We start from the raw sequence: 16,929 nt of genomic DNA, 5'->3' as shown, positions 1-16,929 counted from the left end.
TAATTTATTATTTTTCCGCAATCTGCCATGAAACAACCCCATTCTTTACAGTTAAAACTTATCACCACCACTCTAAGCGTGCTGCTTATCAGCGCCCTATTGGCTGGTATTTTTGCTTTTCAAAGAACCTATGAAGAAACAGACGACTTATTTGATGAAAACTTAGAAAATATTGCTCTTGCCATTTTAACCACCCGCCCAAGCCCCCAAAGCTATCGCACAGGCGATGGTGATGATGGGCTCTGGGTAGATATTTTGGATAAAAATCATACTAATTTTGCCAAATTACCCATGGGGTTTAGTACTGCCATTATAGATGGTGAACGTTTTTCGGTTTACAAACTTGCACAAAACCATCAAACCATCATTGTTCGCCAACGCCATGACAGTCAAGATGAGCTGGCTACATTAGCTGCTTTACATTCTTTGATTCCTTTGCTGATTGTCAGTGGTATTTTAGCAATATTTACACCATTTTTAATGTGGCGTGAGTTTCGCTTTGTTAGACGTGCCACAAAATCAGTTAGCCAGCGCGATGTTCACGATTTATCGCCCTTACCTGTAGAAAACTTTCCTAAAGAGATTTTACCATTTGCTGTTGCTATTAATCAGTTGCTAGTCAAGGCTCAAGAGGATATTGATACCCAAAAACGCTTTATCGCTGATGCTTCTCACGAGCTACGTTCACCTTTAACTGCCATTTCTTTGCAAGTTCAGCGCTTACAAACATTGACTGATTTAGATAAAATCAAAATAGGTCTAAATAAACTTGCTAAAAGCGTTGCGCAAAATCAGGATTTGGTAGAAAAATTACTAACCATTGCACGATTAAATGGCAAAACAGGAAATTACAAACCTGTAAAAATAGCCAACATATTAAAAAATAGTGTCAATCTATTATTGCCAATAATTAATGAAAAATCATTAAATTTTGAAATTGATATCAAACAAGAAAATGCTACACTATTGATTGACGAAACCGTTTTATTATTATTGATTAAAAATATCATTCAAAATGCAATCATTTATACACCCAATCAAGGTCGTATTGCAATTATTTTATCGGATAAAAAACAAGATTTACAAGAATTTGGGGAGTGTGTCATTCACTATAAAAATAATCATCCTTCAAAATTATTTTTACAAATCAAAGATAGTGGTATTGGCATAAAAAAAGCCGATTATTATAAAGTATTTGAACCTTTTACCCGCTTATCACAAAACAATCATTCTGATAATAGCGAAATAAAAGGGACAGGTCTTGGCTTGTCTATTGTAAAAACCGTTTGTGAAAATTCTAAAGCCAATTTATATTTAAACACGTCTTTATTTGAAAATCATTCAGGTGGATTATGTGTTACCTTAGCATTTTAGTTATATGATATTATCATTTTCCACATTTTTAATTATTCACATTAACGGTTTATAAAATCATTGGCGAATTGTGCGTTTTAGGTAATTATCAAAATCTGCATTAAACACTCGAATTGGATTAATATCAATGCCACCACGTCTAGTATAATTTGCCCAGATTTTTAGTTTACTTGGATTTAAATGCACCATAAAATCAGCAAACATACGCTCTACACATTGTTCGTGAAAACCATTGTGCTGACGAAAGGATAAGATATATTGCAATATTTTTGCAAAATCCAACTGATAACTGGTGGTAATTTCAAAAAATACACTTCCCCAATCGGGTTGGTTGGTAACAGGACAATTAGAACGCAATAAATTAGAATAAAATTGATAAGTTTGTTGATGATTTTTGTGATTAAAATTTTTTAAAAAAGAACTGTCAATATCGTGCGTTAATAGAATATTATCTTGATAAAAATCCAATGCATCATCAATGCAATTTTTTTGCTCTAATAGATAAGTATTAAATGATTCATCCGATAAATCACCCAAATAAATTTTTATGTCTTTTTTTACACAAAAAGAGATATCTTGAATAATGGTATCTATTAATTGTTGTTTATCTTCAAACACTGTAAAATTTAAACTATTAAAATAAAGTTTTAAAGATTTGGATTCTACAATGTTTGGTGAATCTGCGGGAATGAATAATTTTAATATCGCCACTTGTGATATGCCTTTTGGATTTAACCAAGAGATTTCAAATGCCTGCCAAATATCCACTCCTTGATAAGATTGATAAAAACCTGTTGCGCGTTTAATCTCATCACGCCCAACATTTCTACTAATTGGATATAAAATATCTGGATTGTAAGTTTTTGGATAATGAGTGTTTTCGCCCAATACGCCATGAATGCTCATACAAATACCTATAAATCATCTATTAAATTTAAATAATACGAATCCGCGAACCATCTTTTAATAAAAGATAAGCAACCCAATAAAAGATAATGCAAAAAACTAAAATAGCTAATAAAGAATAAAAAACATTGACATCAGAATGACCTAAAATTCCATAACGAAAAGCATTAACCATATATACAATCGGATTTAATAAAGATACTTTTTGCCAAAAAGGTGATAAATCTGAAATAGAATAAAAAACACCACCAAGATACGTCAAAGGTGTTAAAATAAAACTTGGTACAATCGAAATATCATCAAAAGAATTAGCAAATATCGCATTAATAAATCCAGCCAATGAAAATAATATTGCTGTTGCAATGATAGTTAGAATTGTAATTGCTAAATTCATAATTGATAATTGAGTAAAAAATAATGCTACTGCACTAACAATAAAAGCAATCATCAAACCGCGAAAAACTCCACCGCCAACGTAACCAATTAAAATGTTATGCAAAGAAACAGGAGATACTAATAATTCATCAATACTTCCATTAAATTTAACACTAAAAAAACTAGAAACCACATTGGAGTAGCTATTGGTAATAACAGACATCATAATCAGTCCTGGCACAATAAATTGCATATAACTAACACCACCCATTTGTCCAATTCTTTGACCAACCATTTGCCCAAAAATAACAAAATACAAAGTCATAGTAATTGCTGGCGGCAATAATGTTTGAGGCCAAATTCGTAAAATACGCTTCATTTCTTTATAAAATAAAGTTTTTAATGCAATATATTGCCCAAAAAAATTCATACAATACTCTATATTTTTATTTAATTAAAAGAAGAATAACATTAATTTTCTTTATTTTTAGATATATCTTTATCCACAATATTCATAAATATTTCTTCTAATCGATTGGATTTATTTCTCATGCTTTTTATTTGAATATTGTGTTGATTAAATTCAACAAATAATTGATTTAATTCTTGATGTTTTCCCAAAGTTATCTCTAATGTTTTATTATCAATTTGGTAGGCATTCAATGCATATTTAAAATTTGGCAAATTTGGCAATTCATCTTTTAAATCAAAAATAAATGCTTGATTTGACAATTGAGATAATAAATCCTTCATTTGAGTATGTATTAAAACTTCACCGTGATTAACAATCGCAATATTTTTACACAATTGCTCTGCTTCTTCTAAATAATGAGTGGTTAAAATAATTGTTGTGCCTTCTTCATTAATTTTTTTAATAAATTCCCACATAGAACGTCTAAGTTCAATATCAACGCCTGCGGTTGGCTCATCCAATATTAATAATTTTGGTTTATGAATCAATGCTCTAGCAATCATTAAACGGCGTTTCATACCACCTGACAAAGCTCGGGTTTTGGTGTGGCGTTTTTCCCAAAGTCCTAAAGATTTCAATAAAAATTCTGCATGTGGTATTGCGTCTTTTTTGGCAATGCCATGATACCCCGCCTGTAACAATAAAACGTTTAAGCACTCTTCAAACTGATTAAAATTAAATTCTTGAGGAACAACGCCCAAATAGGATTTGGCAAGATTGGGTTTTTTGACAATATCCACACCAAAAATTTCAACCACGCCTTTATCCATTTTTAATAAAGAACTGATAATCCCAATCATGGTTGATTTGCCAGCACCATTTGCGCCAAGTAGTGCAAAAAAATCACCTTTTTGCACGGTTAAATTTACACCTTTTAAGGCACAAAAACCATTAGGATAAGTTTTGCTAAGTTGTGTGATTTTTAAAGCAACATTATTATTATCATACATAAAACAAACTTTGTTATTTGGTTTTTTAATAAGATTAAATAAACCGCCATTGACCAGATACACTGATAAACAGCGGTTTATCTTTGGACTTATTGACAAATTTTTTCCAATAATACCGCTTGAGCATCGTGAATCTGATGGGTTTTTTGCACCTGATTCCATTCACCACGCCCATCAAGCTCCCATGCCTGAACATTATCTTCCAAATAATTCATCAAACCATCTTGATAAATACGATAAAAAATCTTTTTATCCAAAATTGGAAATGCCACTTCAACACGATGTAACAAGTTTCTATCCATTAAATCGGCGCTGCTGCAAAATAGTTTTTCATCGCCATCATTATAAAAATAATAAACTCGAGTGTGCTCCAAAAACCGCCCCACAATCGAACGTACATGGATATTTTCAGACAAACCTTTGACTTGCGGGCGTAAACAGCAAATAGAACGTACAATCAAATCAATTTGCACGCCAACTTTTGATGCTTCATATAATTTATTGATGATATGGCGTTCTGTGATGGCGTTGCATTTTAGAATAATGCGCCCTTTTTTACCAGCTTTAACATGGCTGATTTCATCATCAATCATCGATAATAAACCTTCATGTAGCGTAAATGGCGCGTGCAAAATGCATTTTGGTGGCATTGGTCTACCCATGCCAGTTAGTTCCATAAACACATTATGCACATCAGCACAAATATTTTTATCGGCGGTAAACAGCCCATAATCAGTATAGGCTTTGGCGTTACCTGCATGATAATTACCCGTTCCTAAATGGGCATAACGCTGAATTTTTCCTTGTTCCCGACGGACAATAAGCATCAGCTTAGCATGCGTTTTATACCCTACCACACCATAAACAACAATCGCGCCTGCTTGTTGTAAAAAATTAGCAACGGCAATATTAGACGCTTCATCAAACCGAGCGCGCAATTCAATTACTGCTGTTACCTCTTTGCCATTTTTAGCAGCGTGTGCCAAGGCTTGAACAATTTCAGAATTGGTGCCTGAGCGATAAATGGTTTGCTTAATTGCTAAAACATTTGGGTCGTTAGCAGCTTGCCATAATAAATTTACTACGGGTGTAAACAAATCAAAAGGATGATGCACCAAAACATCTTGTTTATTAATAATATTAAACATTAAAGCATCGGCATCAAAACGTGCATCCGCTCCTCGAAAATCTACTTTGTTAAAGGCTTTTGGTAGCGCTCTATTAAATGGGGCGAATTTTAATTCTGGTCTATCAAAATCAGTTAACATACGTGTAAGATTAACTGGTCCATTGACGCGATATAGCTGAAATTCTTCCAAGCCAAATTCATTCAGCAAAAATTGACTGATGTCTGCTGGGCAATCACTGGTAACTTCTAAACGCACTTTATCCCCAAAACGTCGATTATCCAGCTGACCTTCTAAAGCCTTTGCTAAATCATCTACATCATCTGATAATGCCAAATCAGCATTACGTGTCAAACGAAATTGATGACAGCCTGTAACTTTCATACCCAAAAATAATTCACCAACATGTTCATGGATAATTGCAGACAACATGACGTGATGCTCTTTGCCACCAGTTAATTCATCAGGTAGACGAATCACGCGAGGCAATGAACGTGGAGCAGGCACAATTGCCAAATTAATATCCCTTCCAAACGCATCTTTACCCTCTAAACTAACAATAAAATTAAGTGACTTATTCACCAAACGTGGAAATGGGTGAGCTGGGTCGATACTGATGGGCGTCAAGACTGGCAGTACTTGCTCAAAAAAATACTCTTTCATCCATATTTTTTGAGGTTCACTAAGCTCATGACGTTTTAAATAGCGAATATCATTTTCGGCAAGTTCAGGCAAAATATCATTATTTAAGATTCGATACTGTTCTTCAACCGCTCGGTGGGCTACTTGGCTAATTTCAGCTAAAAGCTCACTGGGCTTGCGTCCATCCAAACTACTTAAATGGTCGCCTTGTTTCATTTTTTGCATTAAGCCTGCAACGCGAATCTCAAAAAATTCATCCATATTAGACGAAAAAATCGTCAAAAAAAACATTCTTTCAAGTAAAGGGTAACGAGGATTGGTCGCTTGTGCCAACACTCGTAATTGAAATCGCAAGGTTGATAAATCGCGATTAATATAACACTCTGATGTAAATTCGCCTGTTTTGGTTAAAATTTCATCAATTTCATACAACTTATCAGGGGGTGGCGTCTGCCCCAATACACTGGCAACAGCTTGCTTATCAATACCCTGTTGTTGATTGGCAATAGTTTGCATGGCTTGATTAATAGCAGTATTCATCGGTTTTTTCCTTGTTGAAACGGATAAATGATTTGTAAAAATATGAAACATGTTATTGCGGTAAAACGGCACTGTTCATTCTCCCTAAAATAATCGTCTGTTTGTTGCGCAAACGTTTAGACTGCAAATTTTTTTCATAAAATTTTGGATTGGGCAACATACTAATCAGACGCGCTGACTGTTGCCGATTCAGCTGTTTGGCGGATTTTCCATAATAATGTTGAGCGGCAGCCTCTATACCATAAATACCATGACCAAATTCAACCACATTTAAATACACTTCCAAAATACGTCGTTTTTCCCAAAACGTTTCAATCATAACTGTTAAAATTGCTTCTTCTGCTTTTCGAATATATGAGCGTTTTTTATATAAAAATAAATTTTTAGCCAATTGCTGACTGATGGTTGAACCGCCTTTGGAAATTTTTCCTTTTTTATCATTGGCTTTTGCTGCTATTTCTATACCTTGCCAATCAAATCCGTGATGATGACTAAACTTGGCATCCTCACTAGCAATCGCAGCTTGCTTGACACCTGTAGCGATTTTATCATAATCTACCCAAGTTTGGGTAACGCTACCGCCCGATAAACGATGGCTTATCATAAACATGGAATTAGAAACGGGAAAATACGCCCACACCGCCAACATGATCGCCACCAATAAATGAAAACTAATAAACAATGTCAAAAATGGTGAAATCAGCCAACGCCAGCACCATGGCAAAAAACCTTTTTTAACTGGCTTAATAGGTGCTAACTTATTATCATGATTGGATTTTTCAGGTGTTGATTTTTTCACAGTTTGCTTTTTTCCTTATCAGTTTTGGTTTTATTGTACCTTATTTTTCTGTCTTTATGAGTGTCTTTTTTTATGTCAAACTCACTTTTACTTAATCAAGTTACCGAAAATGAATTATTTATTCATCAACTGCAAAACTTACGCCAAAATCGTTTTTTTGCCAATAAATTACCTCAAAAAAGCTATCAGATTTTTTATCAAACTTTATTAAAATATCTAAATCCACAAACACATTTAGACCCCCAAAATAAGTATCTGGTTGGAACAGATGGCTGCCATCTTTGTGATGATGCCAAAAATATTTTACTAACCGCTCAAAAAACGCACCCGTTTGCCTTTACAGTCTTAGATTTAGCAGATGCTGATGAGTGGTTAATGAATGAAATTTATACAATTATTCCTTTTTTTATTACGCCACAAAAAATTTTATGCTACCCCTTCGGAATTATGGATATTGTATTTTTAGAAAATTATTGATAGAATTTGGAAAGGACTGAGTAAAAATGTTTATGAATATTATTTTTATTCATTTTAATTTTTTTAAAAAAAATTGATTTAAAACAAAAAAAATTATATTTTTATTTTTTGATATTTTATTTTTCTTAAAATGATATTTGTTTATCAGTTTATTTGATAAAATTTGCTATTTATTTTTATAAAATAAAACAGTAAAATTAACCGTTTGTAACGATTATTTAACGAATATTTATTTAAAATTAAACGAAGTTTGCCATCTGGCTTACTAGGAGTGCCTATGCTTGCTTTTTTGGCGTTATTGCCGATTATCATGGTTTTTCTACTGCTTGTCGTAATGCGACTGCCTGCTAAATTTGCCATGCCCGTGGCGTATTTAACTACTGTTTTATTGTCATTATTTGTCTGGAAAACCAGCGGTGTTCAGGTGGCAGCTGCGACCGTTCACGGTGTATTAACAGCGATAAACGTTTTATTTATTGTATTTGCGGCAGTTTTATTATTAAACACCCTAAAAGAAAGTCAAGCCATTGTTGCCATTCGACAAGGTTTTATGGGTATCTCACCTGACCGCCGCGTGCAAATGATTATTGTAGCTTGGTTATTTGGTTCCTTGATTGAAGGTTCAACTGGTTGGGGCACACCATCAGCGGTGGGAGCGCCTCTATTGTTAGCGCTAGGCTTTCCTGCAATGGCGTGTGTTATGGCTATTCTTATTATTCAGTCCACTCCTGTATCTTACGGAGCGGTTGGCACGCCATTATTAATTGGAGTAAATTCAGGACTGGAAAACAAAGCCGATGTTGCTGCTGAAATCTCAAAGTTTGGTTTGGATTTACCACATTATATTTTGGTTATCACTGAAAAAGTGGGTTTTATTCACGCAACCGTTGGTGTGTTAATTCCTTTGATTTTATGTTGCTTTTTAACACGCTTTTTTGGCGAAAAACGTTCATTTGCTGAAGGATTTAAAGCGGCGCCATTTGCTATTTTTGCAGGTCTTGCTTTTACCGTACCTTACTATTTAACGGCTCGTTTTGTAGGTCCTGAATTGCCATCGCTTTTAGGTTCTGTAATTGGACTTTTAATCGTTGTACCTGCCGCTAAAATGGGTTTTTTAACACCTAAAGAAACCTTTGATTTTGCTCACCGTGATAATTGGGAAGAAGACTGGAAAGGCACCCTTGCACATACCGAAATTGATGCCAATGAAAAAGTAAAATTTTCAGTTTTTAAAGCGTTCTCACCTTATTTGATGGTCATTGGTATTTTGGTTGCAACACGCACCATCAAACCTTTAAAAGACTGGTTGAATTCTCACGCCGTTATCAGCTTTCAAGAAATTTTTGGTACAACCATCAGTAACAAAACTCAACTGTTATATTCTCCTGCTACTGTGTTACTATTAGTTTCAATTGTATGCATTTTTATTTTTGGCATGAAAGGCAATGACATCAAAAAAAGCTGGAAAGACTCAGGCATCACCACCATGGCTGCTGCACCTGCTTTGATATTTTCTGTGCCAATGGTGCAAGTGTTTATCAACTCCGGCACCTCACCTGACGCTGCTGTACAAATCTTAGCTATGCCAAAAGTATTGGCGGCAGCGGCAGCAGATTTATTTTCTGGGGCATGGCCTTTAATTTCGCCTTGGATTGGAGCTTTGGGGGCATTTATTGCTGGCTCAAACACCATCTCTAACATGATGTTTTCTCACTTTCAGTGGAGCACCGCCACTCAAATTGGTTTAGATGGCATGGGTGCATCAAAAGTGGTTGCCTTACAAGCAATCGGTGGCGCTGCTGGTAATATGATTAGTGTGCATAACGTTGTGGCAGCTTGTGCGGTTGTTGGCATGGTAAACCGTGAAGGTTTAATTATTCGCAAAACTCTTATTGCCATGACCTACTACATCATTCAAGGCGGCTTAATTGGTATGGCGATTATTATGAGCGCCAGTTGGTGGATTGGTGCAATTATTTGGCCCATCGTATTTTTTGGCGGATTGACCTTGTTAAGCAAAAAATAAAAACCTATTTTAACCAAACCTAATCGGAGATGTTATGAGTAATCTAAGTAAAATTACCGAAATTGAAGATTTGCGACGTGTTGCTGAGCGTAAAGTACCGCGTATGTTTTATGATTACGTAGATTCAGGGTCGTGGACACAAACCACCTATCGCAATAATGAAACTGATTTTGACCGTATTAAATTGCGTCAAAGAGTGCTGGTGAATATGGAGGGACGCAGTCTTGCCACCAAAATGATTGGGCAGGATGTCAGTATGCCTGTAGCGATTGCCCCAACTGGATTTACAGGTATGATGTGGGCAGATGGTGAAATTTATGCTGCTCGTGCCGCTGAAAAATTTGGCATTCCTTTTTCTTTATCCACAATGAGCATTTGTTCTATTGAGGATGTTGCTGAAAATACAGTAAAACCATTTTGGTTTCAATTGTATGTGATGCGCGATAAAAAGTTTATGGAAAATTTGATTCGTCGCGCTAAAGAAGCTAAATGTTCTGCTTTGATTTTAACCGCAGATTTGCAAGTTTTAGGACAGCGCCACAAAGACATTAAAAATGGTTTGTCTGCTCCACCAAAACCTACCATTGCCAACTGCATCAACCTCATGACCAAACCGCAGTGGTGCTTTAACATGCTTGGAACAAAACGCCATACATTCCGCAATATTGTTGGACACGCTGAAGGCGTGGGCGATTTATCCAGTTTGTCATCGTGGACAGCTGAACAGTTTGACCCAAGTCTTAATTGGGATGATGTAGCTCGCATCAAAGACCTGTGGGGTGGACCACTAATTATCAAAGGCATTATGGAGCCTGAAGATGCGGTTTTAGCTGCCAAATCGGGTGCTGATGCTATGGTTATCTCAAACCATGGTGGTCGTCAGCTTGACGGTGCTCCAAGCTCAATTGCTGCCCTTTCTGATTGTGTACAAGCCGTACAAGCAGAAAACTCCAAATGTGAAGTTTGGTTAGATAGTGGCATTCGCTCAGGTCAAGATGTCTTAAAAGCCATCGCATTAGGCGCAAAAGGCACAATGATTGGTCGCTCTTTCTTATATGGTTTGGGTGCCTATGGCGAAGATGGGGTTAGAAAAGCTTTAGAAATCATCTATAAAGAATGTGATGTTACTATGGCATTTTGCGGTCATACCAATATCAATAATGTCAATCCTGATATTTTTGTTAAAGGCACTTATGAAAATCTCAAAGTTGCCGAACCACACGTACTGCCCATCCGCTGGTAACCTTATCATTAAAAAACACGCCCTTTTTGGGCGTTGTTTTTTAAACAGTATTTATTATATTTTCCTATTAAGAAATTATTCTTTAATTCAAAGCATCTATATCTTGATAAATCAATGATTTATACTAACCTTATTTACAAATTTAGTTAATGAGGTTGTTATGTCAATTTTTATACGGCTTGAATCTGTTTTTTTATCAATTTTACGTATTGTTAGTGCCTATCTATTTTTATTACATGGAACTGCCAAATTTTTTGCATTTCCCATCTCCATGGGTGGCTCGCCGTCTGGTCTAACCTTGGTAGCTGGTATTTTAGAAATTTTAGGTGGGATTTTATTAATGCTGGGACTGTTTACCCGTCCAACCGCTTTTATTTTGTCTGGTCAAATGGCGATGGCGTATTTTATGGCTCATGCTTCAAAATCCATTTTGTTTCCTATAGCTAATGGTGGTGAGTCTGCAGTGCTATTTTGTTTTATTTTTCTATACATTGCTACATCCGGTGGTGGAAAATGGGCACTGGATAGTCTATTAACAAACCAAAAAATAAATTAAAACCATCAATAATGATTCATGATTAGCATCAATAATCTTAAAATAGGTGTATGATAAAAAAATGTGTTAAACTCTATCACTAAAAATGATAGAGTTTTTTTATAACTGAATATTTTATCGCTAATAGTACAGGAAAAAATCATGATTCGTCAAAACATTTTGGCTCGCTTGATTGTCATCATTGCAGCACTATGGCTGGGAATGCAAATAATGGCTGGTTACATTGCTGCACCAGTTTTATTCTCACATTTACCAAAAATGCAAGCTGGAGAGATTGCTGGGATTTTATTTGGGATTTTATCATGGACAGGGCTGGTGATTTGGGCAGGTGTGTTTTTGGTACAATACCGTACTAAAGCATCCGTTGCTAAATTGACTGCTGTTTTGTGGTTGTTTCTTTGTATCAATGAATTTTTAGTAACACCCGTAATTGAAGCCTACAAAAACAACACAACAAACTGGCTACTTTCTTTGCTTGGCGGCTCGTTTGGCGCATGGCACGGTATCTCTAGCATCATTTTTATGTTTTGTGCCCTATTAGCTGTCATATCCGTATGGAAAACATCCAAAACCATTTAATCTAGTTGCTAAACTAAATTAATCAAACAAAAAAATTAAGCAAAATAAAACCCTTAAAAGCCCCATGTTGCCTACTGCCTATTTACAATATATATAATTAATACAAACCATCAAACGCAAATTTTATTGTATTTAAATAAATTGGTAGGCAAATCAATTTACAACCTCTATTATATCCTTATCTTTATTATAAAAGATGAAGTGTTTATGTCTTTAAAACCTTATATTTAACACTGAATCGATTCAAAATCATAAGACCTTTTATTTAAAATCAAAAGATTGATTCAATTGATTAATTATCAATCAATTTTTTAGAACATCCCAATATAAAAAATCAATTGTAAAGTAAAGTAATATTTTGTAATAATATGAGAGTAAATAGATATGTCTTGTAATGATAAGTTAATAAAGTTAATTTATTGTAATTTTTCCTGATATATCAAGCAGTTTATTGATTATTTTTTATATATTTATTAAATGTAATGATGTGCACCTTTTGAGGAAATCCAACGATGAAAAAATTACAAGTACTTCTATTATCCACCCTGATTGCATCTCCAGCTGTCGCTTTGGCAGATAGTAATTTGGAGTTTTATGGTAAGGCAGGTATCCCCGGTATTGGTGTTGGTGTTGGCGCAGGCGTTCACGATAAGGTGTCAGTGCGTGCCGATATTACCACACTTGGCTCTATTAGCCGCGATTTTAAACAAAATAAAATTGAGTACACAGCCAAGGTCAAAGCCACTCAAGGCACAATTGCCATTGATTATTTCCCAATGACCAACAGCGGTTTTCGTTTGACGACAGGTGTTGGTATGGGACGCATTAAAATTGATGGTGAAGGTCGCTCTACCCGTCCAAATGGCACCATTAAAATTGGTGGCAAAAGCTATAGTTATGACAGCTCACAGGATTTTGTAAATGCAAAAATCGAATATCCTGATTTAATGCCTTATTTTGGGATTGGCTTAGGTCATAACGCCAAGGCAAAACAAGCCGGCAGCTGGGGTTTTAATGCTGATTTAGGTGTGTATGTTGGTGATCCAAAAACCAGTTTCCAAGTTAGTGATAGTTTGTATGAAAAAATGCTACTAGCAAATGGTAATGACGCTGCCGCTACTGCCGCCGACATCGAGCGCGAACGTCAACGAGTTAAAGATAAAGCGGGTGATTTGCGAGTGGTTCCTGTGGCGTCTGTTGGTTTTTCTTATTATTTCTAACAAATCATCCTGTAATGGATAGGTCATCTAAGAAATTAGATGACCTTTTTAATGGATTCTTTTTTTAATCCTTTTGGTTATAAATAAATTGTATAAGCTTGAACCTCTTAATCATTTTCACTAAGTTTTATCAAGAAAACAAAGTCTAAGATTAACAGTGCATAAATAAAAAAACCGCCATTAATAAGCGGTTTTTTTATCAGTGATTATCAATCATCATAATCAAATTCATCGTCTTCATGAACATTGCAAGCATCACACATAATTTTTCCTCATTTATTTGCCATATACTTCACGAACCTTTTGGGTCATGTCCATCATGTTTTGGAGCGCTAAAATAGTTTCTGACCAACCTCGAGTTTTTAGTCCACAATCAGGATTTACCCACAAACGCTCTTTTGGAATGTACTTTATGGCTTCATCAATGACCACTTGCATGTTTTGAGCGCTTGGAGTACGCGGACTGTGAATATCATAAACGCCGGGACCAATAGCATTATGATAGCCATTTTCTTTAAAAGCATCCAAAAGCTGTAAACCAGAACGGGCTGTTTCGATAGTGATGACATCAGCATCCATTGCCAAGATATGTTCTAAACAGTCATGAAAGCTAGAATAACACATATGTGTATGAATTTGCGTAACAGGATAAGCTGAACTTGATGCGTGTCTAAATGCCGCAACTGCTTGTTGCCAATAACGATTTTTTGCCGCTTCTTTTAAAGGTAACCCTTCACGAAAAGCAGGTTCATCAATTTGAATAATACCAATACCAGCGTCTTGCAAATCGCTGACTTCCTGATTAATCGCTTCAGCAATTTGCAAACGTAAAATATCACGAGTAGCGCTATCACTTGGAGCAAATGACCAGTTTAAAATTGTTACAGGACCGGTCAGCATGCCTTTCATCGGTTTATTGGTTAATGACTGAGCGAATTTTGTCCATTCTACTGTCATTGCTGTTGGGCGGCTGATATTACCAACAACAATTGGTGGGCGTACACAGCGAGTGCCATAACTTTGCACCCAACCATTTTGCGATACCCAAAATCCATCCATGTATTGAGCAAAATATTCCACCATATCAGTACGTTCGGCTTCGCCATGCACCAAAACATCAATGCCCAATTTTTCTTGTTCATCAACAGCGCGGTGAATTTCATCTTGCATTGCTTTTTGATACAATTCATCCGATAAATTGCCTTTTTTCCAGTCGGCACGAGCTTTACGAATTTCTTGGGTTTGGGGAAATGAACCAATGGTTGTGGTTGGAAACAGTGGCAAGTTTAATTTTGCTTGTTGACTAGCATAACGTTCATCAAATTTACCTTCTCGTACTTTGGCACCATCAGCATAAGCAGTTAATTCAATTTGAGTGGCATTTTGGTTAGCGGCCGCTTCGCCTGTTGCTAATTTGGCAGATAAAACAACTTCAGCTAGTTTTTGTTTAGCAAAAGCCAGTTTGCCTTGTAGGTTTTCTGGTACATTTTCATGGGTTAAATCCACTGGCAAGTGCAGAAGACTAGAGCCGCTGCCAACCCAAAGTCTATCACCAAGTTTTGCATAAGCTTTGGCTAAAATTTCTTGGGTTAAAACTTGATTAGTTGTCCATACAGAACGCCCGTCAACAACGCCTATTGATAAAATTTTATGTGTTGGTAAATGGTCAATAACTTGGGTTACGTATTGCTTGGGCTGACTTGTACGCGTAACGTCAATATGAATACCACTAACAGGCAAATTACAAGCAACATTACAATTATTACCCAGCGTATCAAAATAACTGGCAACAATCAGTTTTGGTGGGGTGCGTTGCAATCCATTATACGCTCTTTCAAAAGCCTGTTGCCATTTATTATCCAAGTCCAATGATAAAATTGGCTCATCAAGCTGTACCCAATCTACGCCGTTATCACCCAATTCGCCTAGCAAATCAGCATAAACTGGCAATAGCGCATCTAAATATTCCAATTTATCTGCTTTTTTGGAATTGGCAAGGTATAAAAATGTCAAAGGTCCAACCAAAACTACTTTAAGTTCTTTTTGAACGCCTTTACTATTTAAAATCGCTTTGGTATCATTAACTTGTTTGAGAATTTGACTAAAATCAGTATGGTCAAAACTTTGATTTTCAGCAAGTTCAGGTACAAGGTAATGATAATTGGTATCAAACCATTTAGTCATTTGTAAGGCGGCAGTATCAGAAAATTGCCCTGTGTGGTCGCGACCTCTGGCAAAATAGAATTGACGGTCAAAAGTATCAAGAGTTTCTGCTCCAGAAAACCGTGTCGGCACAATTCCAAAAGCGGTTGCTTGAGTTAAAACCAAATCATAATGAGCAAAATCACCTGTAGTAACCACAGATAATCCTGCATCAATTTGGTCATTGATATTGGTATCAAATACCGCTTGAATTTGTGCTAAAGTGGCTTGTTTGTCTTGTTTACCTGCCCAATATTTTTCTAAGGCAAATTTAGTCTGCCGTTTGTCGCCAATGCGGGGATAACCCAAAATATGTGTTTGAACTGTCATGATAACTACCTAAAAATAAACATCAAAAAGAGCAATTTATTTAAAAAAATTCATCTTTATATAAATATAATGAATAATTTTTATGTTTATATCATACCTTAGTTTTATCATGAATAAAAATCAATTTTTTCATCTTAAGATGAAAATTTTTAATTAATATGCTAAACTATTGACTAACTTTTAAAAAACTTTTGATTATGTTAGAAATTCGCCATCTACAAATGCTTTCCACTTTATCGCGACTTGGTTCCTTAGCATTGACTGCTGATGAACTTAATTTAACTGCATCAGCGATTTCTCATCAATTAAAAGAGTTAGAAAGTTATTATGATATTACATTGGTCAATCGTAAAACTCGTCCTGTCAGTTTCACGCCTGCTGGCAAAAGAATTTTACAACTTGCAGATAATATCTTGCCACAAGTTGCACGCGCTAAATTTGACCTAAAACGACTGGCTCACGGTCAAGCCGGCAGATTACGTCTTGCTAGTGAATGTCACAGTTGTTTTGATTGGCTGATGCCGATTTTAAATGTTTACCGTAAAAACTACAGTGATGTGGAACTGGATTTTGCGACAGGTTTTGAGCCTGAGCCTCATCAGATGTTGATAAATGGTGAAATTGATTTACTAATTACTGCAAGTGATTTACCAGTAGATGGTATCACTTATCATCCTTTATTTACCTATGAAAGTCGTTTGGTATTGTCGCCTGCACACCAGCTTGCTAGTTATGACATGATATCCGCTCAAGATTTGGCTCAAGAGACACTGATTGTTTATCCTGTGGAAGAGGCAAGGCTGGACATTATTGCTCACTTTTTAAAACCTAACAACATTCAACCAAAACACATTCGCACCACAGAAATTACCGCCATGCTAATTCAGCTGGTCGCCAGTGAACGAGGGGTTGCAGCACTGCCCGACTGGATTGCTAATGAGTATGAGAAAAAAGGATGGATAGTATCTCGTAAACTTGGCGACGGAGTATATTGTAAACTCTACGCAGCAGTACGAACTCACAGTCAAGATATGGCATACATTAAAGGCTTTTTACAGCTATTAGAAAAAATGGTAAAGCCTTGAATTATAAAACCAATTTCATATCATGA

General features: G+C 35.8%; 14 protein-coding genes. 8 read left to right on the top strand and 6 right to left on the bottom strand.

Annotated elements, in window-relative coordinates:
- Positions 1 to 27 precede the first annotated feature (27 nt).
- Positions 28 to 1,374, top strand: coding sequence for a sensor histidine kinase (locus tag ACZBKJ_RS06835; RefSeq protein ID WP_463200230.1), 1,347 nt, complete (start codon positions 28 to 30; stop codon positions 1,372 to 1,374).
- A gap of 57 nt (positions 1,375 to 1,431) precedes the next feature.
- On the opposite strand, the gene queF is transcribed toward ACZBKJ_RS06835, so the two are convergent.
- From queF to mtgA, 5 genes are all read right to left on the bottom strand, one after another.
- Complete coding sequence (gene queF, locus ACZBKJ_RS06830; protein WP_463200229.1) at positions 1,432 to 2,280, bottom strand: NADPH-dependent 7-cyano-7-deazaguanine reductase QueF; 849 nt, start codon at positions 2,278 to 2,280, stop codon at positions 1,432 to 1,434.
- A 28-nt stretch (positions 2,281 to 2,308) separates the two neighbouring features.
- Positions 2,309 to 3,085: an ABC transporter permease gene (locus tag ACZBKJ_RS06825; protein ID WP_463200228.1), complete on the bottom strand. Its 777-nt coding sequence runs from the start codon at positions 3,083 to 3,085 to the stop codon at positions 2,309 to 2,311.
- A gap of 41 nt (positions 3,086 to 3,126) precedes the next feature.
- On the bottom strand, positions 3,127 to 4,077 hold the full coding sequence (locus ACZBKJ_RS06820) for an ABC transporter ATP-binding protein (RefSeq protein ID WP_463200252.1): 951 nt from the start codon (positions 4,075 to 4,077) through the stop codon (positions 3,127 to 3,129).
- An 89-nt stretch (positions 4,078 to 4,166) separates the two neighbouring features.
- Positions 4,167 to 6,386, bottom strand: coding sequence for a polyphosphate kinase 1 (ppk1, locus tag ACZBKJ_RS06815; RefSeq protein WP_463200227.1), 2,220 nt, complete (start codon positions 6,384 to 6,386; stop codon positions 4,167 to 4,169).
- Positions 6,387 to 6,438: 52 nt separating this feature from the next.
- A complete protein-coding gene (gene mtgA, locus ACZBKJ_RS06810) occupies positions 6,439 to 7,086 on the bottom strand; it encodes a monofunctional biosynthetic peptidoglycan transglycosylase (RefSeq protein ID WP_463200251.1) in 648 nt (215 codons plus the stop codon).
- Positions 7,087 to 7,257: 171 nt separating this feature from the next.
- Here mtgA and ACZBKJ_RS06805 point away from each other — a divergent pair, with 171 nt between their 5' ends.
- The 6 genes from ACZBKJ_RS06805 (at position 7,258) to ACZBKJ_RS06780 (ending at position 13,286) form a co-directional block, all read left to right on the top strand.
- Positions 7,258 to 7,662: a thioredoxin domain-containing protein gene (locus ACZBKJ_RS06805; protein ID WP_463200226.1), complete on the top strand. Its 405-nt coding sequence runs from the start codon at positions 7,258 to 7,260 to the stop codon at positions 7,660 to 7,662.
- A 277-nt stretch (positions 7,663 to 7,939) separates the two neighbouring features.
- Positions 7,940 to 9,688 carry an L-lactate permease gene (locus ACZBKJ_RS06800; RefSeq protein WP_463200224.1) on the top strand — a complete coding sequence of 583 codons (1,749 nt, stop codon included), beginning with the start codon at positions 7,940 to 7,942 and terminating at the stop codon, positions 9,686 to 9,688.
- 34 nt (positions 9,689 to 9,722) lie between these two features.
- On the top strand, positions 9,723 to 10,931 hold the full coding sequence (locus ACZBKJ_RS06795; protein ID WP_463200223.1) for an alpha-hydroxy acid oxidase: 1,209 nt from the start codon (positions 9,723 to 9,725) through the stop codon (positions 10,929 to 10,931).
- Between the two features lie 160 nt (positions 10,932 to 11,091).
- Entirely contained in the window at positions 11,092 to 11,487 is a 396-nt protein-coding gene (locus ACZBKJ_RS06790) for a DoxX family protein (protein WP_463200221.1), read from the top strand.
- 141 nt (positions 11,488 to 11,628) lie between these two features.
- Positions 11,629 to 12,066, top strand: coding sequence for a DUF4149 domain-containing protein (locus ACZBKJ_RS06785; RefSeq protein ID WP_463200220.1), 438 nt, complete (start codon positions 11,629 to 11,631; stop codon positions 12,064 to 12,066).
- A 512-nt stretch (positions 12,067 to 12,578) separates the two neighbouring features.
- Positions 12,579 to 13,286: a hypothetical protein gene (locus ACZBKJ_RS06780; protein ID WP_463200219.1), complete on the top strand. Its 708-nt coding sequence runs from the start codon at positions 12,579 to 12,581 to the stop codon at positions 13,284 to 13,286.
- Positions 13,287 to 13,562: 276 nt separating this feature from the next.
- Here ACZBKJ_RS06780 and metE read toward each other — a convergent pair whose 3' ends face one another.
- Positions 13,563 to 15,818, bottom strand: coding sequence for a 5-methyltetrahydropteroyltriglutamate--homocysteine S-methyltransferase (metE, locus tag ACZBKJ_RS06775; RefSeq protein WP_463200218.1), 2,256 nt, complete (start codon positions 15,816 to 15,818; stop codon positions 13,563 to 13,565).
- A gap of 197 nt (positions 15,819 to 16,015) precedes the next feature.
- On the opposite strand from metE, the gene ACZBKJ_RS06770 reads away from it, so the two are divergent.
- Positions 16,016 to 16,903, top strand: coding sequence for a LysR family transcriptional regulator (locus tag ACZBKJ_RS06770; RefSeq protein WP_463200217.1), 888 nt, complete (start codon positions 16,016 to 16,018; stop codon positions 16,901 to 16,903).
- Positions 16,904 to 16,929: the final 26 nt, after the last annotated feature.

It is taken from the genome of Moraxella sp. I5G (genome assembly GCF_055193055.1).
The sequence above is the reverse complement of the archived record's forward strand: the minus strand, read 5'-3'. Positions and strand labels throughout refer to the sequence as shown.